Raw genomic sequence first — 21,718 nt, forward strand, 5'->3', positions numbered from 1 at the left:
CCCCTCTCCCACATGGGTTCATGCTTACAGGTTGGCAATCACTTTAAGGCCCACCAGAGCCGCATCGGGAATGTGCGATGTTTCTCCCGGTCGGATCATGTATTCAAACTCAGGCTGGACGGTCACGCCGGGTATGGCGTCAATGGCGTAGTACGCTTCGATAACATGGGAGTCCGTTTGGGGCCCCCGGACCTGCGCGCCAAGCGACAGACCCGCATCCTGCGCGTACATCTGTCCAAGTCGCTTGCGGTCGCTTACATGGTACCATGAATACAGGATGCCCAGCCTGTCCGTCAGGCGGGCAGGAATAAGTCCGTTAAAGGAAAATCCTCCATAGGCCTCGTCCGAAATGGTCGAGACATGGGGGGTATTGTGGATATACCCGGCTATCAGATAGCCGCCTGCCAACTGGTTGCGACCTCCCAGACGGTAAATCATCTGGTCTCCTTCAAACCAGAAAATATCCATGGGTGCGCTGTGTTCGAGCCCGGGTTGGCTTGACAGGGTGGTGGGCCTGCTTCTCAGTTGATCAGCGTAGCGTGATGTATCGTGCGCATAGCCAAAAACATAGTGGCCGGGCAGGCGGTTGCGGGTCAGGAAAGGCTGCCAGGTCAATTCTATGGGCAGCATTATCCCTGTTGTCTTCTCACTTCCCCAGGACCATCCGCTGGGATTACCGTTGAGAGGGGAGACCTGATACGCCCCAAGCTGCACCATGGTGTCCCGCGTGGGGCGAAAGCGCACACGCGCACCCCATGTGGCCTTGGGGTAAACGGAAAAACCGGTGTTCAGCTTGAGCGCCACAGGGGCCGAGCAGGTGAGCATGAACGAGCAGAGTAGTGGAGATGTCGCAAAAACATGCGTGAGCGACATGCGGCCAAAGGTAATATCCATACGGTTGTTGAGGAACTGTTTTTCTGCGTACAGATCAACCAGATGGGCCGCAACGTGCCCGGACAGACCGTACACTTCCATCAGATTGACATAATATTCACCCACCATATCGTGCGAGACTTCGCGGCCTGCGCGGTTCATGAGCAGCGTATGCACTGACCAGCCATCCAGTCCGGCCATTTTGCCCAGATCAAAATTCATCTGCAATGTCAGTTCGTGCACGTAATCCATGCCACGTTTGATGCCGCCATTGATGTTGCCCATCGCCTCTCCCTTGTAGGTAAAGGAAAAGGCAAATCCTTTTTGCTGCAAGCGGGTACGGAAAGGCATGATCTGAGGCACAAGATGGCTGCTACCCGCAGTGGGTACGTAGTAGGGATCTTCCATATCCGTGTGGCGCTGGGCATCCATTGTGGAAGGCAGAAGCCACGATGGCCCTTCGTGCAGGCTGAGGGGGTCAAGGGTCATGATATGGTGCGGCTTTTTTGCGCCGTAATCATTCACGCTGGGAATGTCCATTGTTGCAAGGCCCGGCCAGGGTGCCACCGGCACACCACTGGGGGGCAGTGGGGAGTTGACCGGGCGTTGCAGCACATGGGGGTCGGGCAGGAGGGGTTGTTCCTCGCTTTGGCGTATGGTGTGCTCAACCCGTTCTGTGGTTCTGGCGGAGGTGGATAGAGGTGCCTGTGCCTGTATGGGTGTGGCGTGGCAGAAGGCTGCACAACCCCATGTGAGCAGAGCCAGAAAACCTGATGATTTTATAGTCATATAACGTTTTTCTAACATGTTTTCATGGAAATATTTTTTAGAAAAACATATTTATAATAACATGTTTTTCCATTTAAATTTTCCAGTTGCGTGGTGCGGAGCGTGCCGCGTCCAGTTATCCTTTTAAGGTCTGGTGAAACTGGACTTCGCGTAACATGTTTTTTTTGAAAACTTATTATAAGATAACGTGATTTTAATAACGTATCGGTGAGTGTGCGCGCCTGGGGTATAAAAAAACGCCCCGGATATGTATCCGGGGCGTTTTTTGAACGGAAAAACCAGAAAATCTGTTATGAAACGTGCGGCTTGCGGGCATTTGCGGAGGCAACGCGCTTGCCCCACTGGACCAGCATATCCGTGCAGTCAGTGCGTTCGATCTGGCATTCAATAATGGTTGGGCCACGGTGGTTGGCCTGTGCCTTTTTAATGGCCTCTGCCAGTTCCGCGCCGGTTGTAACCGTCATGCCAAGGCCATGACCTTCGCCTGCGTTGAACACGTTCATCAGACCGGCGTAATCCCAGTTCTTGATGTAGTTGTAAGGGCCATCATGAATGGCGATTTCAATGACGTAGCCACGGTTGTTCACAAGGAAAATAATAACGGGCAGTTCGTAGCGCACCATCTGGGCGACTTCCTGCGCGGTTAGCTGGAAGGAGCCATCCCCTACCATAACAATGTGTTCGCGTTCCTGCGAGCCCATGGCATTGCCAAAGGAGGACGGCACGGACCAGCCAATATGGCCCCACTGCATTTCTGTTTCCACGCGGGCGTGGCGTGGCAGGTGCATGCGCATGGCGTTGAACCAGGAATCCCCCGTTTCCGCCACAAGGGTGGTTTTGGAGGTGAGCATGCCGTTGATCTGACGGGTCATCTCGTCATTTGTCAGGCGTGCATCCGGGGCTGCGGGCGCAATTTTGGTAGGCGTGTACTTGGAATCCCGCGCGCTTGCCGGGCGGTGGGGCGCTTTTTTGGCCAGAGCGGTCAGGAATTCACGCAGGGTAAAACCTTCAAAGGTCTGCCCGCCAACGGTCACGCGGTTGGGGTCGGCAACCAGCACGTTCTCGCCTTTGGGCCATGCAGTCCAGCCAACGGTGGAATAGTCATTGAATACAGGGGCAATGCACAGCACGGCATCGGCTTTTTCCACCAGGTCCTGCGTGCCGGGGGCGGAAACTTCGCCCCAGTACAGGCCACGGAAACTGGCATGGTCTTCGGGGAACAGCCCTTTGGCGGCCGCCATAATGGTTACGGCGCAGCCAATGCGGTCTGCCAGTGCTTCTGTTTCGCCCAGCGCATGGGCAGAGCGGGCCTTGGTGCCAACCAGCATAACGGCGCGCTCGGATTTTTCCAGCAGGGCGACGGCAGCATCCACTGCGGCATTCAGGCTTGTGGTATCGGGGGTCAGTTCTGCCAGCAGGGACGTAACCGGGCCAGGGCGCGCGCATTCAGCGGAGGAGACGTTGCAGGCAATTTCCAGATACGCCGGTTTGCGCTCACGCAGGGCGGTGCGGATAACATGGTCGATCTTGGCCGGAGCAGAGGCTGCGTCCGTAATGCTTTCGGCTGCACAGGTTACGTGGCGTACCATCTCAAGCTGGTAGCCGTAATCCGTGTTGCCCAGCGTGTGGTGCAGCACATGGCCGCTGCCGTAGTCATTGCTGTTGGGGGAGCCGGAAATAAGGATAACGGGGAGGTTTTCCGCATAGGCGCCGCCAATGGCGTTCATGGCGGAAATGGCGCCAACGCTAAAGGTGACAACGGCTGCGGCAGCCCCATGAGCGCGGGCGTAGCCTTCTGCACTAAAGCCGCAGTTCAGTTCGTTGCAGCAGTAGATCTGCTGCATGTCCTTGTTGAGAAGGAGCTGGTCGAGCAGGACCAGATTGTAATCCCCGGCGACCGCAAAATGATGTTTCAGACCGATCTGTGCCAGACGGTCGGCCAGATACATTCCAACTGTATAGGTCATGGTAGAGGCGAATTCCTTAAAAATAGGGTCCTGCGCGCAGGGGCATTGCATCAGTTAAACGCGCGATGCCGGGGGGATGTCCAATATATGAAGCTGCCATAACCCATATTTTTATAATATGCCCTGAAGGTATTATGGGGGCATTTTAACGTGAAAATCTGAAAGTAAGTCTGATAATTCAATGGCTTGCAAAAAATGGGGGGATTGCACCAGCGCAGATCATGGGACTGAACAGGCTTTACGCACGGTGCGGGGTGTTTTGTGTCTCACCTCAACGTGATACAGAGTAGATTTATACAGCATCATGGGTCTGAAAAGCCGGGTCATATTCTTGTGTACGGCAGTCCGTGATTTGTAAAATACCGAATTATTATTGACAGCATCCAAGGTCATGGAACACAGACCACCGTCTTTGTTCAGGAATGGCAGGGTGCGGGCTGGTCAAGGTGGTTGTACCGGGGCTGCTGCCGTGCGGTCTTTGAGAACTGAGGGAATTGGGGGAATAAGGAATGGACGAACCATTCAAAACTGGTCGCCGGATAACAGGGGCCAATGTGTACCGGGTTCTCTTTGCACTGCTGAGTGCAGGGGTGGGGCTTGTTCTGGCGTATGGCGGCGGGCGGTTGCTGGTCCTTGGTGGTTCGGCGTACTACCTGCTGGCAGGGCTGGCCTATGTGGGGCTGGCAGCCCTTTTTTTCCTGCGCAGGCGTAGTGCGCTGCCTGCATCCGTGGCCGTGTTTGTTGCAACCTGCCTGTGGGCTTTTTATGATGCACCGCGGATTGGCTACTGGGAATTGCTGCCCCGTCTGGTTGTGCCCGCCATTGTGCTGACCCTTGGTCTGTGGCTGGCGGCTCTCTTCCCCACCATTCATGCGAATGTGCGGCGGTGGAGTGCCTGGGGGGGCCTGACCGTTATGGCCGCTTTGGTGGGCACGCTGGTGCTGGCGTTTTTCCCGCATGGGACAATTAACAACCCTGACGCGCTGAGTGATGCTGCCAGAGTGGCACAGGCTGGTACGCCAGACGCTCCGCAGGACTGGGAGTTCTATGGCCGGAGTGCCAGCGGCACACGTTTTGCGCCGTATAGCCAGATTACCCCTGCCAATGTAGGCCAGCTTAAGGTTGCGTGGGTTTACCGTACCGGCCGCCGTATAAGCGGGAGTGGTTTTGGCACGGATGAGAACACCCCCCAGCAGATCGGGAATGTTCTGTACTCCTGCACACCAGAAAACCTGATCACTGCCATAGATGCCGATACAGGGCAGAAAATCTGGAAGTTCAACCCCAATGCAGTCACGGCCGAACATGTAAGCTGCCGTGGTGTTGGGTATTATGACATGGATGCGGATACCAGCCTGACGCAGGCGCAGAAGGCCAGCAACACCGCGCCAGACTGCCGCCAGCGCATTCTGGTTTCCTCCGTTGATGCGCGCCTGTTCGCGCTGGACGCCCATAGTGGCGCGGTGTGCGCGGGCTTTGGCAATGCGGGGTTTGTGGATCTTAAAAAGCAGATGGGGCCAACCGAAAACAGCAGGCGCTACCACCCTACCGCCGCTCCCGTGGTTATGGGGCATCTGGTGGTTGTCGGGGGCTGGGTGCGTGACATCATGCCTGGTGAGCCATCAGGTGTTGTGCGGGCGTTTGATGTGCGTGATGGCTCCCTGGCCTGGGCGTGGGATGTAGGCAACCCCGATAACACGCATGCCCCTGCACCCGATCAGACCTACACACTGTCCACCCCCAATGTCTGGACGGTGCCGACCTATGACAAGGAGCTCAATCTCGTTTACCTGCCCACCGGCAACGGTCCGCCTGATTACTGGGGTGGGGACCGCAGCACGGCTAATGGTCGCTTCGGGGCGGCTGTTGTGGCGGTGGATGCAGCCACAGGCCAGACCCGCTGGGTTTCGCAGCTGATTCATCATGATGTATGGGATTATGACCTGCCTTCACAGCCAGTGCTGTATGATGTGACCAATGCGCAGGGTGAAAAAATCCCTTCCCTGATCCAGACCACCAAGACCGGGCATATTTTTGTGCTCGACCGGCGCACAGGCAAGCCCGTAACCGAAGTGGTGGAAACGCCGGTTGCCACAACCCCTGCGGCGCAGGGCGAGCATCTTTCCCTTACCCAGCCGTTTTCTGTTGGGATGCCCACCATCGGCGCGGACCCGTTGAGCGAGAGCGCCATGTGGGGGGTTAGCACGTTTGACCAGCTTTATTGCCGGATCATGTTTAAAAGTTCGGTTTATACCGGGCCGTTTACCCCACCGGGCGAAAAACCATACATTGAATGGCCCAGCCTGCTCGGTGGCATGAACTGGGGCGGTATCTCGGTGGATGAAAATAGCGGGCTCATGTTTGTCAATGACATGCGCATGCCACTGCGGATGTCTCTGGTCACGCGGGAGAACGCCCGCAAGTTCAAGGTTTCCACGGATGAGGTTCCGGGGTTTATGGGCACTATCCGCCCTCAACTGGCCGGGCCATATGGCGGGGTTAAAATTGATGTCCTGCAATCCCCGCTGGCTGTACCGTGCAACACGCCTCCTTTTGGCACCATGACAGCCATTGACCTGCACACCAAAAAAATTGTCTGGCAGGTGCCTATGGGTACGGTGGAAGATCTGGGACCGCTGGGTGTTAAAACCCATCTGCCAGTGCCAATTGGCATGCCTACGCTGGGTGGCCCTACATCCACGGCGTCCGGTCTGGTCTTTTTTGCAGGGACACAGGACTATTACCTGCGCGCACTTAACTCCCGGACCGGGCAGGAAGTGTGGAAGCAGCGTTTGCCCGTGGGGGCTGTTGCTGCTCCCCTTATTTACCGCTCCCCTAAAACAGGGCGGGAATATGTGGTTATTTCCGCAGGTGGGGCCAGCCACTCGCCTGATGTGGGGGACTATATTATCGCCTATGACCTGCCAGAAGGTGCCGGTGCTACTACGCACTAACTCTATGGGTTAGGCAGTACGGGGCATGTCCGGTTTACCATAAGCCGGACATGCCCCTTTTTTTATGCTCCCACCATGCCTGGGCGGGGGTGTGGTTATGGCAGAAGCTCCAGCACCATGCTGGCCGGGCGGCAGGCTTTTGCTCCTTTGGGTGTGACCACAACAGGGCGGTTGAGCAGGCAGGGGTGCTGGGCAATGGCGTCCAGTATCTGGGTCTCTGTGGTTTCTGGTTTGTCCAGGCCAAGCTCTGCGCACAGTTTTTCCTTGGTGCGTAAAAGATCACGCGCGCCAAGCGTATCCTGGCGTGCAATGTCCTCAAGCTGTTTACGGCTGAGGGGTGTTTTAAGGTAAAGCACTACTTCGGGCTCTATGTTCGCATTGCGCACAAGCTCCAGCACGGAGCGGGACGTACCGCAGGACGGATTGTGGTAAACTGTTACAGTCATGTTACATGCCTCATTTATAAAGGTGCGATTGTTGCATGTTCTGCAAGGCTGGCAAGAGCCGATCCAGCCCGGAACAGGCCAGCAAGGGTGCAGGATTGGATAGGGTTGGGGGGCTGCGTACATTGATCGGCTGGTGGCAAAAACCGTTCTCTGTCAGTAAAAATGTGTGGGCCGGGCTGTCTCTGGCATCCATGAACATTCCGCAGGTGCTGGGGTATGCGCGTATTGCGGGTATGCCTACGGTTACCGGGCTGTACACGGTGCTGTTCCCGCTGGTGGCTTTTGCGCTGTTTGGTTCATCCCGCCATATGGTGGTCGCGGCAGATTCCGCCACAGCAGCTATTTTTTCCAGCGCCCTGTCGGAAATGGAGCCAGTAGGCAGCGCGGCCTATATCCATCTGGTCAGTGCCATTGCATTGCTGAACGCAGGGTTTTTGCTGGTGGCCCGCCTGTGTCGACTGGGTTTTCTGGCGGATTTTCTGTCCCGCACCGTCTTGGTTGGTTTTTTGGCTGGCGTGGGGGTGCAGGTCAGCATGAGCATGCTGTATGACATGGTGGGGCTGGATGCCAGATCGCATAATACTGTGGTCCAGTTTGTGGGGTTTGTGCAGGCTGGCGCGCATATGCACCTGCTTTCGGTCGGTATTTCCGGTATGGCCTGTGCGATTTTGCTGTGTGGCGCGCGCTTTTTCCCAGGTCGGCCAGTGGCATTGGGGGTGGTGCTGGGCGCGCTGGGGTTTAGCTGGTTGTGCGGGCTGGCGCAGTATGGCGTAACGGTTCTGGGGCCCATGCAGGGTGGTTTGCCGCATTTTGCTGTACCAGTGGTTTCCTGGCATCAGTTTTTGGCGCTGCTGCCGGTTTCAGCGTCATGCGTCTTTGTCATTATTGCGCAAAGTGCCGCAACATCCCATGCTTTTGCTTATAGGCTGCATGAAACTGTTGATGCCAATGCGGATATTGTGGGTCTGTGTGCAGCCAATGCCGCAGCGGGGCTAAGTGGCACCTTTACGGTCAATGGCAGCCCGACCCAGACCGCCATGGCTGTGCAGGCCGGGGGCACAAGCCAGAAGGCACAGCTTGTGTTTGCCGCCGTTACGCTATGTGTGCTGCTGTTTTTTACCGGACCACTCCAGTATCTGCCCCGCTGTATTCTGGGTTCGGTTGTGTTCTGTGTTGCCGTAGGCATGATTGACACCAAAGCCCTGAACCATATTCGGCAGGAAAGTCCCGGAGAGTTCAGGCTGGCACTGGTGACAATGGTGACAGTGGTCAGCATTGGTGTGGAACAGGGCATTTTTATTGCTATTGCCCTCTCTCTGTTCCGGCATGTGCGGCACAGCTACCGGCCCCACACGATGGTGCTCAAGCCAGACCCAGCAACGCAGATGCTTGAAGCAGTTCCTGTTCGTGCAGGAGAGCAGACCGCACCGGGGCTTGTGGTTTATCGGTTTTGCGCTGATCTGTTCTACGCGAACTGTTCACTGTTCGCGGAGGATATTGAACTGCTTCTCGCCGGTGCGCCTACGCCTGTACGGTGTATTGTGGTTGATTGCAGCGCCATTACAGATATTGACTATTCTGCGGCCAGTGTTGTGCGCGATGTGCTGTTCCGTCTGCATCTGCGGGGTGTGCGGGTTATTTTTGGTCGGGTTGCCTCCTATGCACTGGTCGACATGGAGCGACACCATATTGTGAGCGCACTGGGGGAAGGCAATGTTTATGCCCAGCTTCATCAGGCCATGGCCAGCGCGCAGCAAACGGTGGCGCTGCCACTCCAGTCTCCAGCATAACTGTAATCAGGCTGGCAACGCATGGGCCGTGGGAGATGAGGGGGCATTCAGCCCTAGACCTGCCGGGTGCTCTGCCAGATCATATAGGCCGCAACAATAAAAATCAGGCAGGCAAAAACCGTGGTCAGCCTGCCTGTAGAGCCTGCCAGTGCGTGTGACATCTTGGTGCCAATGCTGCTTCCGATGGCACCACCCAGAATAAACAGACCCGCCAGCTGCCAGTCCACGTAGCCGGAGAGCATGTAACTGATGGTGGTGCTGAACCCGAATGCTGCGACAGCCACAAGTGATGTGCCAACTGCGTTAAGAATAGGCATGCTGGTGGAGGCCATAAGGCCCGGCACAATCAAAAAGCCGCCACCGATGCCAAAAAAACCGGAAAGCATACCTGTGCCAAACCCGAAGGTCATAACCTTGGAGGCATTTTCTCTGTTGCAACTGGCACCCGGGCAGCCGGTATTGTGACGGCCGCGGATCATGAGCACGCCAACCCCGATCATGAGCAGGGCAAACAGGAACAGCAGGTGCTTGCCATCCACCGCCTTGCCAAGGGATGCGCCCAGAAAAGCCCCCCCTACGCCGCAGAGGGCAAAAATGCCAGCGCACCGCCATTTTACGGTTTTGTTGCGTGCATGATGGGCCAGTCCAACCAGCGCGTTGATGGAAACAGACAGGGCGCTGGTGCCTATGGCTACATGCACACTGGGCACCCCAACCAGATAGACCATAAGCGGTACAGCCAGAATGGAGCCGCCCCCCCCGATCAGCCCAAGGGTGAACCCCACGGTTGCGCCAGAAGCAATTTCCAGCGCGATATGCATAAGGTGGGGTGCTAACATGGGGTCTCCAGAGTATGCGTGATCAGGGAGTTAGGGTGCTTACAGGCGGTTTACGGGGATTTTTATATAGCTGACCCCGTTATCTTCCGGCTCGGGCATATGTCCTCCACGGATGTTGACCTGCACGGAGGGCATGATCAGGTTGGGCAGGTCCAGAGTTGCGTCCCGCGTGGTGCGCATGGCCACAAAGGTTTCCTCGTCCACGCCGTCATGCACATGAATGTTGTGTTCGCGTTCGGCCCCTACGGTTGTTTCCCATGCGAATGTATCGCGTCCGGGTGCTTTGTAATCATGGCACAAAAACAGGCGCGTCTGGGAGGGTAGGGTAAGCAGGCGGCGGATGGAGCGGTACAGCATGCGGGCATCCCCACCGGGGAAGTCGGCCCGTGCGGTGCCGTAATCCGGCATGAACAGCGTGTCCCCAATAAAGGCGGCATCTCCGATGACAAAGGCCATGTCCGCAGGCGTGTGGCCGGGAACATGCAGGGCAATGCAGTCCAGATTGCCCAGTTTAAAGTGTTCACCGTCTTTGAATAGGTGATTGAACTGGGAGCCATCACGCGCAAATTCTGTTCCGGCATTGAATATTTTGCCAAATACCTCCTGCACCTGCACGATATCAGCCCCAATGCCCAGTTTGCCGCCAAGTTGCTCCTGCAACCAGGGCGCGGCGGAAAGGTGGTCAGCATGGGCGTGTGTCTCAAGCTGCCAGATCACATGCAGTCCCTGCGTCCGGACGTAATCTACAATCTGCTGGGCGAAGGTATAATTGGTGCGGCCGGATGCAGCATCATAATTCAGAACGCTGTCAATGACCGCAGCTTCTTTTGTGGCGGGGTCATGTACAACATGGCTTGCGGTAAAGGTTGCCGGATCAAAAAAACTCTGCACCACGGGGCGGGTCTGAGGATGACGGAGTGTTATCAGAATCTGGGCCGTAGCTGTTGTGATGGCGGTATCCGACATGGGAGACTCCAATTATTTATAACTTACTGTAACATTGTATGTTTTGTTTCACTAAATATGAAACCATCTTGCGTCAAGGTCAGGAGTTCGCGTAAAGGAAACTGTCATGAACGATCGCATAACAGATATCTGCCCTTTGGTGCCTTTCTCATCGTCCCTGAAGATCGGAGACGAAGCACCTGATTTTACGGCCCGGACCACGCAGGGTGATTTTACGCTCAGCAGCTTGCGCGGGCGATGGGTTATTCTGTTTTCGCATCCTGCGGACTTTACGCCGGTCTGCACCAGCGAATTTATTGCCATGGCGCAGGCTGTCCCCCAGTTTGAAGAGATGGACTGCGCGCTGGTTGGCCTGTCAGTGGATAGTCTGCCTGCCCATCTGGCATGGCTGGAAGCCATACGGATGCGTTTTGGTGTTACGGTCACCTTCCCTGTTATCGAAGACCCTTCGCTGGCCATTGCCCGGGCCTATGGTATGCTTGATCTGGATGCGCGCAATAGTGCGACCGTGCGGGCAGCGTATTTTATTGATCCACACGGCATTGTGCGCGTGATCACCTGGTACCCCGCAACGGTTGGTCGCTCCGTGGCTGAAATGCTGCGTGTACTGCGTGCCCTGCAACGGGTTGAACGGGGGAATGTCATGACCCCCGAAGGCTGGACGCCGGGGGCGGATGTGGTGCTCCCCACAGGTCAGACGCACGAGGATGTCATGGAGGCAGGGCCTGACTGGTTTATGAACATGAGTAAGGATGCCGAGGCATGAGCGTGCTGGGTGTAGAAGAAGCGCGGCAGCTTGTGGAGCGCATGAAGCTGTTTGCCCAGCCGCAACGGCTGATGATTCTGGATGCGCTGCTTGAACATAGCTCCCTTGCCGTAGGGGAGCTGGAATCCTGCACTGGCATAGGTCAGCCCACGCTCAGTCAGCAGCTTGGAGCCTTACGACGGGCTGAAATTGTGGTGCCAAGGCGCGAATCCCGCACAATCCATTACAGCCTCGCCAGTGAGGAGGAATCCCTGCGTGTGCGTGCCCTGATAGGGCTGCTGCGTGGCGACCGCGCTGCTCTGCCTGCTTTGCGGGCCGTATCCGAACGGTATGCCGCAAGCCACCGCACCACAGCCCAGCGGGAGGCGGAAGGAGGGGCGCAGTTTGCCATGATCCGCCCAACAGATGTTCCGCGTTCGTAAAATGGGTTGGGTGTGAGCAATTCTGGCGCGCTGGTGCGGTGTCAGTGGGCTGAATCCAACGCTCTGCTCCGCGCCTATCATGATCAGGAGTGGGGACGCCCCGTAACAGATAGCCGCGCCTTATGGGAGGCGCTGGTGCTGGAAACCTTTCAGGCCGGGTTGTCGTGGAATACTGTTTTACAAAAACGTGAGAATTTCCGGCAGGCTTTTTGTGGGTTTGACCCGTGCACGGTCGCCGCGTTTACACAGGATGATCAGGTCCGGCTTATGGAAGACGCGGGCATTATTCGCTCCCGTGCCAAAATTGCCGCTGCTCTGGCCAATGCGCGGGCCTGGCTTGCCATGCATGAACGAGGGGAAGATTTTGCCACGTTTGCATGGAGCATGGTGCGCATGGCGCAGGCCCATGAGCGGGGGAGCGGGCTGGAACCGCGCTCTCCTTTGTCTGTAACAGTAGCAGAAACCCTTAAACACAAGGGGTTCCGTTTTGTTGGTCCCACAACAGCGCAGGCGTGGATGCAGGCGGTTGGTATGCTGGATGGGCATGAGGCCGCGTGTTTTTGTTACCGGGCAGGTTCACCCGCCTTCTGATCTGGCACGTTGCCTATGGCCCCGGTTGCAAAGCCAAGGCTGGCAGCCGCAATAAGGGCGGCATAATACGCATCCGACTGGGCTAACTGAGCATCCAGCAATCCGCTCTGGGCAAGGGTTGCGGGTGTTATGGACCCAACGCCATTGCGGTAGGCCGCAAACGCTGCACTAAAACTGGTCTGGGCTGCGGCTTCCAGCTTGGTGGCGGCCCGGTAAGCGCTCAGCGCGGTGTGCAGGCCATTTTGTGCCGCGACAATCTGTTTGGCAGAGTCGTCCAGAGTCTGCTCCAGGGTAACCTGTGTGCTGTCTGCCCGGTTCTGGGCCTGCTTCATTACGGCAGCCCGCATCCCGCCATCAAAAATGGGGACCGAAATACCTCCCAGTACAAGACTGCTGAAGTTATTGGACGACAGGTTAAGGGTTGGTGATGAATCCGCCCCAGCACCCGGCACGGAAGAAAGTGCCAGATGCCCGGTTGTATAGGCCACGTTGCCGGTAACAAAAACTTTTGGCAGGAATTCGGCTTTTGCCGCTGTTACGTTGCTGCGCGCGGCTTTGGCTGCCGCGTAGGCCGCCAGCACATCCGGACGCTGGGAAACGGCGGTGCGGATCATGTCATCCGTCATGCGCATGTCGTCAATGTTGAGTGCTCTCCCCGCCACCTCCTGCGTGCGGAGTTGGGTGGAGGGGGCAATGCCCATGGATGTCATGAGTTCCAGATACGTGTTTTCAATCCCGTTCTGGGCCTGAACCAGACGGAGTTCGGCCTGTGCGGTCATCTGCTGGGTCTGGGCGACATCCACAATGGTCCCCTGACTCTGACGCAGGCGTGCTTCTGCCGCGGCCTGCACGCTGCGGGCATTGTAGAGTGCCTGCTCCACCAGTCTTGTACGGTCTACGGCTGCGGCATGTGTGTAAAAAGCCAGCGTAACACCATAAATGACCTTCTGGTGTGCTGCGGTAAACAGCACATTGCTGGCGAGTTGCAGTTGGGATGCTGCGTCAATCATGGCTTCGCGCTTGCCAAAGTCAAACAGAAGCCATTCCATGTTCAGCGTCTGCACCTCGCCATGTCCGTTACTCTGGCTGCGGGGAGCATTGGTGTTATTGACAATGTTGCCTGCAAATCCACTATTTTCCAGATTAAAGGAATTGTCGTTGTGCCGGGTGCCATACCCGCCAACAATGGAGGCCGTAAGGTGTGGCACATAGGTGGTGCGGGCAATACCCACTGCCAGAGCTGCGTCCCGCGCGGCATTCCATGCCCGGCGCGTGCTGGGGTTGTTGGATTGGGCAATATCAATGAGTTCGGGCAGCGTATAGATGTGTGTGGTGTTGATACTGCTATCTGCAGGCCGGGGTGCAAGGGCGTGGTTTGCGGGGAGTACATAGCCGGGGGGCAGCATAAGCCCACGGTGGCCAGCCTTGCCGGGCAGGAGTTCGCCATTGGCGGCGATATTGGGCTGCCAGGGCATATCTGGCCGGGCGGGGGCGCTCTCAAGGGCTTGCGTGGCGCAGCCTGCAAGGCCAAGCAGAAGGCAGGGCAGACCAAGCAGGACCGGGGGCGTGGCGTGGTGTGTCATGTCAGGGCCTGTTCCATGTCCTGGATGTGTTGCTGAACGGCCTGTCGCCGGGAGGGGAGGAGCCCGTCTTCGGCCAAAATGGCGGCTTGCCGTGTTAAAATGGCATAAGTGGGCAGGAGCGGCATATGCGCGCGCATGTGCTGAGGCTCGGCTTCGGCCAGTTCCAGAGCACGCTCCACATTCGACAGGTCTTCCTGAACTGTGGCGGTCAGCCGGATATGTTCGGCGCGATCGGTTGTGCTGATCTGTTTTTTTAAAACATCAAGAAAATTGCGAACATGCTGGGCAATGGGGCCATATGCGCTGGAAGGCCAGAAGGTGACAAAAACGGCATAGGTTATAAAATTGCCAAGCAGAATACCAATAATACGGTCGCGGGCGGTGGTCATGTCTGTTGTGGGGCCATAACCTTTAAGGTCGCTCAGAAAAAAGGCAAGGCCAATCTGGAAGCCTGCATAGGCTATGCGCTCATCTCCATTTTTGATCCACGAAGCAAAAAGAGATACAATAAAAATCAGGAGTAAAAAAGCCGCAATATTGTAAAGATGGGGCATGACAAAAATAATGGAGGCAATGCCAACGGCTCCTCCTGCCAGTGCTCCGCTAATACGGAGCCGCAGCTTTGTTGTCATTTCTCCCACTGTTGGCAGGGCGACAATAAAACAGGTAATGATACAGGTGTGAATGCCCGGCCAGTTGAGGATGGTAAAGATAAAATAGCTGATCATCACAGCTGCTGTACCCTTGACCGCAAAGCGTACATGTTCGGGGTTGCTGAAGGCATCTGGGGTAAAAAAGCCCGATTTTGGCTTGGAGGGCGGTACAGTCTGCGCGGAGGGGGTCGGCGGGTCGGTAAAGCCATGCAGCACATTGGCTAGTTGGGCCAGAGCGGGCGCATGGTCTGGCGCGCTCAGACGGGGAATATCCTGCGGGTAACCATTATGCGAAAAAATTTCCGCCATATTGCGCAGGGTTTGTGAAAATTCAAGATTTTCAGGTTGCTTTTCTCCATCTCTGAAGGCCGTATGGGCCAGTGCGAGGGCCGCAACGCTGGAGTAGGCAGACTGCGCCAGATGGGCAAGAGGTTTTTTGTGCAGAATCTTTTCCAGCTTTGCCATTTTCAGAAATTTGAGCATGTCGCCAGCCCCTGCGCGCAATGTGGTACAGGCGTAGTCCAGCTGGTCGCGGTCGGGCTGTTCGAGCAATATGGCGCACAGGCGCAGGCGTGCGGCAATCTCGCGCATCATCAGCGTTGCGGGGGAAGGGCAGATCAGCGGGCCGCACACAATCATCACCGCACCGGGCACCAGAATAAACAGGTCTGCATACAGCAGGGCGCGGGTTGCGATTTCACCAATCGGCACCTGATCGGCAATGACCAGGGCAAACACGACAATCAGCCCCAGAAGATAGGCAACAGGCTTGAGCTTGCTCGCCGAGCCCAGAAAAAAGAAGCAGAATGACAGCAGCATGATCGCCACGACCTGACCGAACGGGTGGTCCAGTGTCAGGTGGATCAGCACAAAAAGCAGCGCCAGAATGGCTACGATCAGGAGGTTGATCGCAATACCTGCCAACATGTTGGTTGTGCGGTCTCTTTGCCAGACAGCCATGGTGCACAGGGCGGGTACGGCTACATCGGGGACCTGCCATATCTCACCGATCAGTACAACCATGGTGCAGGCAGCGGCCATGCGCAGACTGTGGCCCCCGCGGCCCGGCAGGGGCGCGCGGATCAGCCACCATATCCGGGCCAGAGTGCTTTTGCCTGTGTCAGTCGCAGGCTGCGCCATGGCGTATTTCTACTGTAGCTGTGGCCCCGAGCCGCAGCAGTTGCGGGTTGGCCTGTTCCAGCCTGATCCGGACAGGAAAGCGCTGGGCCACATGCACCCAGTCCATCTCCCGCGGGACAAAAGGCAGAGTGCGGCTCAAACCGGCGGAATCAGCGGAAAACACGCCCCAGCCAATGCTTTCCACATGACCACGGATGGGGGTGCTCCTGTTAATCATGGAGTAAACCGTGGCGCAGTCGCCCGGATGAATGGCATGGAGCGTGCCTTCGCGCATGTTGGCGGTAACAAACCAGCCGTCATTGGCGATGAGCGTAAACAGAACTTGTGAGGGTATAAGAACTTCCCCCGGAATAACCCGCAGGCTGGTCACATAACCATCTGCGGGGGCCGTAACGGTGGTCTGGCGGAGGGCGTAACGGGCCTGCGCCAGAGTGGCTTCGGCCACTTGCCGGGCTGCAATGGAGCTGTTCAGGTTCCCCACAGCAACCTGTGCCGCTGTAGCCTGCAGGTGGCTCTGGTCCAGTGTGATGCCAGAATCATGCAGGGCAACCTGAGCCTGATCATACTGCTGCCACGGAATATAGGATTTGCTGGCAAGTGGGCGCAGGCGCTCGACAGTACGGGCTGCAAGGTCGTGGTTGGTCTTGGCCCGGACTGCCTGATTTTTGGCAATATCGGCATTGGCGGCTTCCACCGCAACCAGACGCTGCTGCTGCTCTACCCCTGCCTGCGTTAGCGCCAGCCCCGCTGTGGCCTGCTGCACAGCCAGATTATAGGGTTCGGGGTCGAGTTGATAAAGTATATCCCCCTTTTTGACCGACTGGTTGACGTGCACATTCAAAGCCTGCAACCGCCCGCCTACTGTGGAGGCAATATGCACCAGTTCGGCATCAACTGTTCCGCTATCGGAGGAGGGGTAGGATTCATCCTGCCCCAGAACGTAGTAGCCAAGTGCCGTGGCTCCAGCAATACAGAGTACAGCTACGGCAAGGCCAATGGGGTTGCGGTTGGAAAGGGATATTTTTTTCATGCGTTACGGCCCAAATGCCAAAAGCCAGAACAGTAAGCCCGTTATGGTGCCAAGCGAGACATAGGTGAACAGCCGCAGGCGGAGCAGGGCGTCAATAGCCGTGGCAAGGAACAGCACGCGCAGCCCCACCGCCACAAGAACGCCCAGCAGGCCGCAGAGCATCCAGCTGGGGAAGTAGGCTCCAGCCAGTGGGAAAGACGGGGCGCCCGCAATCTTGCATCCTGCCAGAGGCAGAAGCAGAACAGGTATGGCGCGCTGAAGGGAACGGTAGCGCATGATTGTGGCATTAGGACGCGAACATGCTTTTACTGTCAAGAAAATGCAGTTATTATCGGTATTTATGTGCCATTTTTCGGCCAAGATATAAATGTTAACATTACACTAACTCACCCCAACGCCGTAGAGGTAAAGTAATGACGCAGAATGTCATACAGCAGCGTGTGGAACTTGCACGCAAGGGAGCCTACCCCAAGGTTATTGGTCGTATGGCATCGGGCTGGCTTGTGGTGGCTGACACACAACCGGTGGCAGGATACTGCATTTTGCTGGCAGACCCAGCCGTGCCGAGTATGAATGACCTGCACGGCCAGCAGCGGTTGGACTATCTGCTGGATGTTGTGCGGGTGGGCGATGCGTTGCTTGAGGTTACGGGGGCTGCGCGGATCAATTACGAAACATGGTGTAATCAGGCACCATCGCTGCACACGCATATTGTGCCGCGTTATGCAACGGAACCGCAGGCCCAGCGGTTGCTACCGATATGTGTGGCGTATGACATTGCACAGGCGCGGGCGTTCGATCTGGCGGCAGATGGGGTATTCATGCAAAAAATGCGCACCATTCTGGGGATTGCTCCTGTAGAGGAGAACGCAGAATCTGGCGGATTGACAGTATATGGCATTAAAAATTGCGATACAGTGCGCAAGGCTCGCGACTGGCTGGAAGAGCATGATGTTGCGTATGTCTTCCATGACTACAAGCTGGCTGGTGTGAGCACGCAGCAGCTGGAGGCATGGGCTGTTCAGGTAGGGTGGGAAAAACTTCTGAACAAGACAGGTACAACGTTTAGAAAGCTGCCAGACGCGGATAAGGCTGACCTGACGGAAAAACGGGCTATAGCCCTTATGGTCGCACACCCCACACTCATCAGACGCCCGGTGCTTCAAATGCCGCAGGGTTTGCTGGTGGGTTTTAAGCCGGAACTTTATGCTGCGGCACTGGGTAAAAACTAAACTGGGTACAATTTTAATACGCTGCCGTCCCGCCCATCATGGGCAAGACGGCAGAATATGTTTTATTCCTGCTCAGGAGCGGAGGCGGAGTTGAGCTGGATGTAACGCTCAATACCGATCTGCTTGATCAGGTCGAACTGACGGTCAATGAAGTCTTCGTGTTCTTCTTCATTGGACAGGATCTTCAGCAGCAGATCGCGTGATACGAAGTCACGCACGCTTTCGCAGTATGCAATGCCTTCGCGCAGATCGCTCATGGCTTTTTCTTCCAGCTTCATGTCGCATTCAAGGATTTCCTTGACGTCCTGACCGATCAGAATCGTGTTCAGGCGCTGCACGTTGGGCAGCCCGCCCAGGTACAGAATGCGCTCGATCAGCCAGTCGGCGTGACGCATTTCCTCAATGGATTCTTCGTATTCTTTTTTGCCCAGCAGGGTTACGCCCCAGTGGCGCAGGGTGCGGGCGTGCAGAAAATACTGGTTGATGGCGGTCAGCTCGTTGGTGAGCTGGATGTTCAGGTGTTCAATAACTTTGGGGTCTTTAACCATGGTGGCTTACTCTCGATTACAAAAGGAACTGAAGCGAGTGTAATATAAAACACGATTGTTCGCAAACAAGAAAATGTGAAAAATCAAGTGGTTTTAAAAAAAATAATTATCACTTGCAATAAACTCACCTCTAAATGCGAGTGATATGCATGTATTGAAGTTGTTTTTATTTATTCTCAAGTGCGAGTGGGAGAGATTCCCTTATTTCATTAGAGTAATTCGCATCTGGCGTGGAATTTTCTGGGCGCTTTATTCGGCTGAGTTTATGGAGGGTTGCAAAATCATAATGTGTGTTCAGCAGTCCTAGATCGTAGGCGAGGGAAGCTGTGTACCCACTCAGCAGCACCCGCCAGTCCAGTCTGTAACGGGTGCGGGCGTTGGCACGGGCCAGAATTTCGGTCGTGCAGTTGTCCATAAGCGTGTTGTACCATCGGGGGGTGGTGGTGAGTGTGTGGATTTCCGTCAGGTAGTTTTTAAAAACGGTTTCCCGGGTCTGGGCAGAGAGTTCCAGCCGGTAAAGATACACACGCTCCTTGCGTATATCCGTGCGTACGCCGATCAGGTCGCGTTCGTCGGCGGTAACGTAAGTCAGTTCATAGTGATGGAAAAAGCCGGCGATGGTGGAATAGGAAAATTTTTTCTGGCGGCGTGTTTCAATGGAAACAGCAAGGTGTCGGCCATCATCAAATCCGAAGGACAGGAACACATGGGCAATACTGTCCCCCGCCCAGTAAGATGTGATCATGTCTATGGTGGCAAGATGGTCCAGATCAAAATCCGCGTTGTAATAGTGCGCAGTATAAGTGGTTTCGGTTTTATAGGTAAAATCGCGGATGTTACGCACATGGACTACGCGGCCATCCTGTATGGCATCAGCCAGTAAGGCATATTCTCCGGCCCAGTCACGGTTATTGCTGGGGTGGTTGGTGCAGAACCATATGGTAAAACACGCACAAAGCCCGCATAGGGCTGCAATGCGGCGCAGGGGCGGGCGGATGCAGGACGTGGCGGCAAAAAGCAGGCCACAAAAAACGGTTGCTCCAAGGCGCAGCAGATCAGGCTCAAGCGTGGAATAGTAAAAGGCAGCGCAGGCGTAAACCGAAAAAAGCAGGGTTATGGCGGTTAGTTTCCATTGTCTTTTGTTGCGGCTGCAGTGTTTGTGCATGATCATGGTTCTGCCCATGTGGTGGGGATGACATAATCCCCGCCAATACGCATGATGTTGATGTGGTTCATATCTCCCTTAACGTGCAGATCAGGTATTGTGGCAGCTAATTGTTGCAGCAGAATACGGCGCACTTCGGCAATGGTAATAGGGTTGGCCTGTGTGGAGTGGCCCGAATTGCGCACAACGAGTTCGCTCTGCACGCGTGGGTCATGCGCGCTGGCGTAAGCCACCACACCATCATCCGCATGATCCAGTGGGCCATCCCCCAGAACGGGAATAATGGAGTGGCTCTGTACATCAGGGGCAACAGGAACAGTGGCCAGAGCCTGTATGAACGCACTACGGGGGGACATGCCATAAACACTGCCAAAGCGGCTTGGGCTCATATCCACCTTGAGCGCGCCGGCATTCCCCTTCAGAACCTGCTGGGTCACCTCTGTAATGGTTGCGGGAAAGGTGACCATGCGCCCGATAAGGTGGGCAACCGAAAAGTCCGCCAGATAACTGCCATGTTGTGGGGTGGAAATAAACACAACACTTCTGACTTCGGGCATGGGGGTGGGAAAAAGAGCCTGTTCCAGAAACTGCCGGACATCGGATGAAAGGTGAAGGCTGGAGAGCGCCCGGTGGGTCAAGCCGTTCCACAGGACATCATGTGGGTCAATGGCCAGCATTTTTGCCAAAAGTCCGCCCTGGCTGTGCCCGATCAGGGTAATCTGGCCCAGTGCGGGGTCTGCCTGCGTGCCTCCAAGGTCGTGGCTGGTGCGGTTCAGCGCATCGCGGAGTTGCAGGGCGGAATAGGGAATGGGGTTGCCCGTGGCGTAGGAGAAAAACCAGAATTCATAATGGGCGCGTATCTGCGGGTCTTCGAGCAGATCATTGACCATATCTGCCCATCGTCCGGGGCTGGAGGCCGTACCATGCACCAGAACAACCGGCATATGGCCATACTGGTGGGGTTCTATGGCAATAAGCTGCGCGCGTTTGTTAAAGAGATTGCCATCCAGAAAACCCTTGTATTCCACTGACCAGTCAACTGCATTGCTCAGGCTGATCGCGCGGGAGGCGGTCTGGTCATATTGCAGGGGAATAACGCCGTTTGTGGTTGGCAGGTTGCCTGTTGTGTCAATGGTTGCCAGTGTCAGGCGTGCGGCAATATGGTCTGTAAAAATCTGCTGGCGTGGGTTGGGAATTTCCAGAAGAAGATTAACAGGAATACGTAGCTTGTCGGTAATGGAAAAAGAAATCTGGCTATCGGCTGGAGGGAGGGGTACCGCTGCCAGAGGCATTCCCAGTCCTGCCCTGCGATAGATATTTTTTATCCCGCGGACCGAGAGGCGCGCTGTGGGGCGGAAGTCGGTCAGTGTATAGCCATACCATTCCTTCTGCGCGGGAGTGGTGGACAGGTCCAGTGTGCCAAAGGGCAGCGTCCAGCGTTGCGGTGTGACCTCAACAGGGCTGCCCAGAGCTTCGGTCAGGCTAAACATGTAAAGGTCACATGCCTGACGGAAATGCACGTCATACGGGCTGGGTTTGGCGTTATCTGGTCCATTAGGGTTCAGGTAGGCGTAGGCGTACAGGGCGGTGGCCATAAAGGTCGCACGGTCCGTGTTCTGGCGGGCCAGCAGATAGTTCAGCTCCGCAAGGGCAAAAAGCTGGTCCTGTAGATCGGGTGTGTAAAACTGCGCCTGTGTGCTGGCGCGCAGGATAGCAAGCGCCTGTATCGGATTTTTTTTCCATTTGGCCAAAAGGTTCTGGCGTTCAAGCACAATGCGGGTGGTGTTGCTTAATTTCTGCCCGCTAAGCGTGCTCTGGCTGCGTTCCTTGTAGCTATCCGTCAGGCTCAGGCGCTGCACGGTCACGGGGGCGGCGCAGCCTGAAACGGTCAGACAGACCGCCATCCACGAAAAACGGGAACACAGAGCGCTGGTTAAAGTACTGGAAAAAGCGGGCATCCGATT

At 56.1% G+C, this 21,718-nt stretch carries 18 protein-coding genes and 1 pseudogene; 7 read left to right on the forward strand and 12 right to left on the reverse strand.

Going from position 1 to position 21,718, the window contains the following annotated elements:
• Positions 1–24 precede the first annotated feature (24 nt).
• Together PY793_RS06405 and PY793_RS06410 are read right to left on the reverse strand one after the other, a co-directional pair.
• Entirely contained in the window at positions 25–1,662 is a 1,638-nt protein-coding gene (locus PY793_RS06405) for a carbohydrate porin (RefSeq protein ID WP_275177263.1), read from the reverse strand.
• A 290-nt stretch (positions 1,663–1,952) separates the two neighbouring features.
• Positions 1,953–3,629, reverse strand: coding sequence for an alpha-keto acid decarboxylase family protein (locus PY793_RS06410; protein WP_275177264.1), 1,677 nt, complete (start codon positions 3,627–3,629; stop codon positions 1,953–1,955).
• Between the two features lie 509 nt (positions 3,630–4,138).
• Here PY793_RS06410 and PY793_RS06415 point away from each other — a divergent pair.
• A complete protein-coding gene (locus PY793_RS06415; protein WP_275177265.1) occupies positions 4,139–6,583 on the forward strand; it encodes a membrane-bound PQQ-dependent dehydrogenase, glucose/quinate/shikimate family in 2,445 nt (814 codons plus the stop codon).
• A 95-nt stretch (positions 6,584–6,678) separates the two neighbouring features.
• Here PY793_RS06415 and arsC read toward each other — a convergent pair whose 3' ends face one another.
• Positions 6,679–7,029 carry an arsenate reductase (glutaredoxin) gene (gene arsC / locus PY793_RS06420; protein WP_275177266.1) on the reverse strand — a complete coding sequence of 117 codons (351 nt, stop codon included), beginning with the start codon at positions 7,027–7,029 and terminating at the stop codon, positions 6,679–6,681.
• 164 nt (positions 7,030–7,193) lie between these two features.
• Here arsC and PY793_RS06425 point away from each other — a divergent pair, with 164 nt between their 5' ends.
• Positions 7,194–8,819: a SulP family inorganic anion transporter gene (locus PY793_RS06425; RefSeq protein ID WP_275177347.1), complete on the forward strand. Its 1,626-nt coding sequence runs from the start codon at positions 7,194–7,196 to the stop codon at positions 8,817–8,819.
• A 53-nt stretch (positions 8,820–8,872) separates the two neighbouring features.
• On the opposite strand, the gene PY793_RS06430 is transcribed toward PY793_RS06425, so the two are convergent.
• Together PY793_RS06430 and PY793_RS06435 are read right to left on the reverse strand one after the other, a co-directional pair.
• Positions 8,873–9,640 carry a sulfite exporter TauE/SafE family protein gene (locus PY793_RS06430; RefSeq protein WP_275177348.1) on the reverse strand — a complete coding sequence of 256 codons (768 nt, stop codon included), beginning with the start codon at positions 9,638–9,640 and terminating at the stop codon, positions 8,873–8,875.
• 57 nt (positions 9,641–9,697) lie between these two features.
• Positions 9,698–10,624: an MBL fold metallo-hydrolase gene (locus PY793_RS06435; RefSeq protein ID WP_275177267.1), complete on the reverse strand. Its 927-nt coding sequence runs from the start codon at positions 10,622–10,624 to the stop codon at positions 9,698–9,700.
• 106 nt (positions 10,625–10,730) lie between these two features.
• Between PY793_RS06435 and PY793_RS06440 the strand changes: the two genes are divergently transcribed.
• Genes PY793_RS06440 through PY793_RS06450 form a run of 3 tightly spaced genes read left to right on the forward strand, consistent with a single transcriptional unit; the run spans position 10,731 to position 12,403 of the window.
• A complete protein-coding gene (locus PY793_RS06440) occupies positions 10,731–11,390 on the forward strand; it encodes a peroxiredoxin (RefSeq protein ID WP_275177268.1) in 660 nt (219 codons plus the stop codon).
• The gene (locus PY793_RS06445; RefSeq protein WP_275177269.1) at positions 11,387–11,812 is read left to right on the forward strand and encodes an ArsR/SmtB family transcription factor; all 426 of its coding nucleotides are present in this window, start codon (positions 11,387–11,389) and stop codon (positions 11,810–11,812) included. The genes PY793_RS06440 and PY793_RS06445 overlap by 4 nt, the downstream gene beginning before the upstream one ends.
• A gap of 12 nt (positions 11,813–11,824) precedes the next feature.
• The gene (locus PY793_RS06450) at positions 11,825–12,403 is read left to right on the forward strand and encodes a DNA-3-methyladenine glycosylase I (protein ID WP_275177270.1); all 579 of its coding nucleotides are present in this window, start codon (positions 11,825–11,827) and stop codon (positions 12,401–12,403) included.
• Here PY793_RS06450 and PY793_RS06455 read toward each other — a convergent pair.
• The 4 genes from PY793_RS06455 to PY793_RS06470 are packed head-to-tail and all read right to left on the reverse strand — an operon-like array spanning position 12,376 to position 17,085.
• A complete protein-coding gene (locus PY793_RS06455; protein ID WP_275177271.1) occupies positions 12,376–13,986 on the reverse strand; it encodes a TolC family protein in 1,611 nt (536 codons plus the stop codon). The two genes, PY793_RS06450 and PY793_RS06455, sit on opposite strands and share 28 nt — an antisense overlap.
• A complete protein-coding gene (locus PY793_RS06460) occupies positions 13,983–15,779 on the reverse strand; it encodes an FUSC family protein (RefSeq protein ID WP_275177272.1) in 1,797 nt (598 codons plus the stop codon). The genes PY793_RS06455 and PY793_RS06460 overlap by 4 nt, the downstream gene beginning before the upstream one ends.
• On the reverse strand, positions 15,760–16,809 hold the full coding sequence (gene mdtN / locus PY793_RS06465) for a multidrug transporter subunit MdtN (RefSeq protein ID WP_275177273.1): 1,050 nt from the start codon (positions 16,807–16,809) through the stop codon (positions 15,760–15,762). The genes PY793_RS06460 and mdtN overlap by 20 nt, the downstream gene beginning before the upstream one ends.
• A gap of 3 nt (positions 16,810–16,812) precedes the next feature.
• Positions 16,813–17,085 carry a YtcA family lipoprotein gene (locus tag PY793_RS06470; protein ID WP_275177274.1) on the reverse strand — a complete coding sequence of 91 codons (273 nt, stop codon included), beginning with the start codon at positions 17,083–17,085 and terminating at the stop codon, positions 16,813–16,815.
• 137 nt (positions 17,086–17,222) lie between these two features.
• On the opposite strand from PY793_RS06470, the pseudogene PY793_RS14140 reads away from it, so the two are divergent.
• A pseudogene (locus PY793_RS14140) lies at positions 17,223–17,666 on the forward strand (HIT family protein); the annotation flags it as partial.
• Positions 17,640–18,041, forward strand: coding sequence for an ArsC family reductase (locus PY793_RS06475; protein ID WP_275177349.1), 402 nt, complete (start codon positions 17,640–17,642; stop codon positions 18,039–18,041). The pseudogene PY793_RS14140 and the gene PY793_RS06475, both read left to right, overlap by 27 nt.
• A gap of 62 nt (positions 18,042–18,103) precedes the next feature.
• Here the strand turns inward: PY793_RS06475 and bfr are convergent, their stop codons facing one another.
• From bfr to PY793_RS06490, 3 genes are all read right to left on the reverse strand, one after another.
• Complete coding sequence (bfr, locus tag PY793_RS06480; protein ID WP_166113213.1) at positions 18,104–18,589, reverse strand: bacterioferritin; 486 nt, start codon at positions 18,587–18,589, stop codon at positions 18,104–18,106.
• A gap of 166 nt (positions 18,590–18,755) precedes the next feature.
• Entirely contained in the window at positions 18,756–19,754 is a 999-nt protein-coding gene (locus PY793_RS06485; RefSeq protein WP_275177275.1) for an Lnb N-terminal periplasmic domain-containing protein, read from the reverse strand.
• Between the two features lie 2 nt (positions 19,755–19,756).
• The gene (locus tag PY793_RS06490; RefSeq protein ID WP_408744677.1) at positions 19,757–21,712 is read right to left on the reverse strand and encodes an esterase/lipase family protein; all 1,956 of its coding nucleotides are present in this window, start codon (positions 21,710–21,712) and stop codon (positions 19,757–19,759) included.
• Positions 21,713–21,718: the final 6 nt, after the last annotated feature.

This window comes from Acetobacter fabarum (genome assembly GCF_029069195.1).
Taxonomy (GTDB): domain Bacteria; phylum Pseudomonadota; class Alphaproteobacteria; order Acetobacterales; family Acetobacteraceae; genus Acetobacter; species Acetobacter fabarum_A.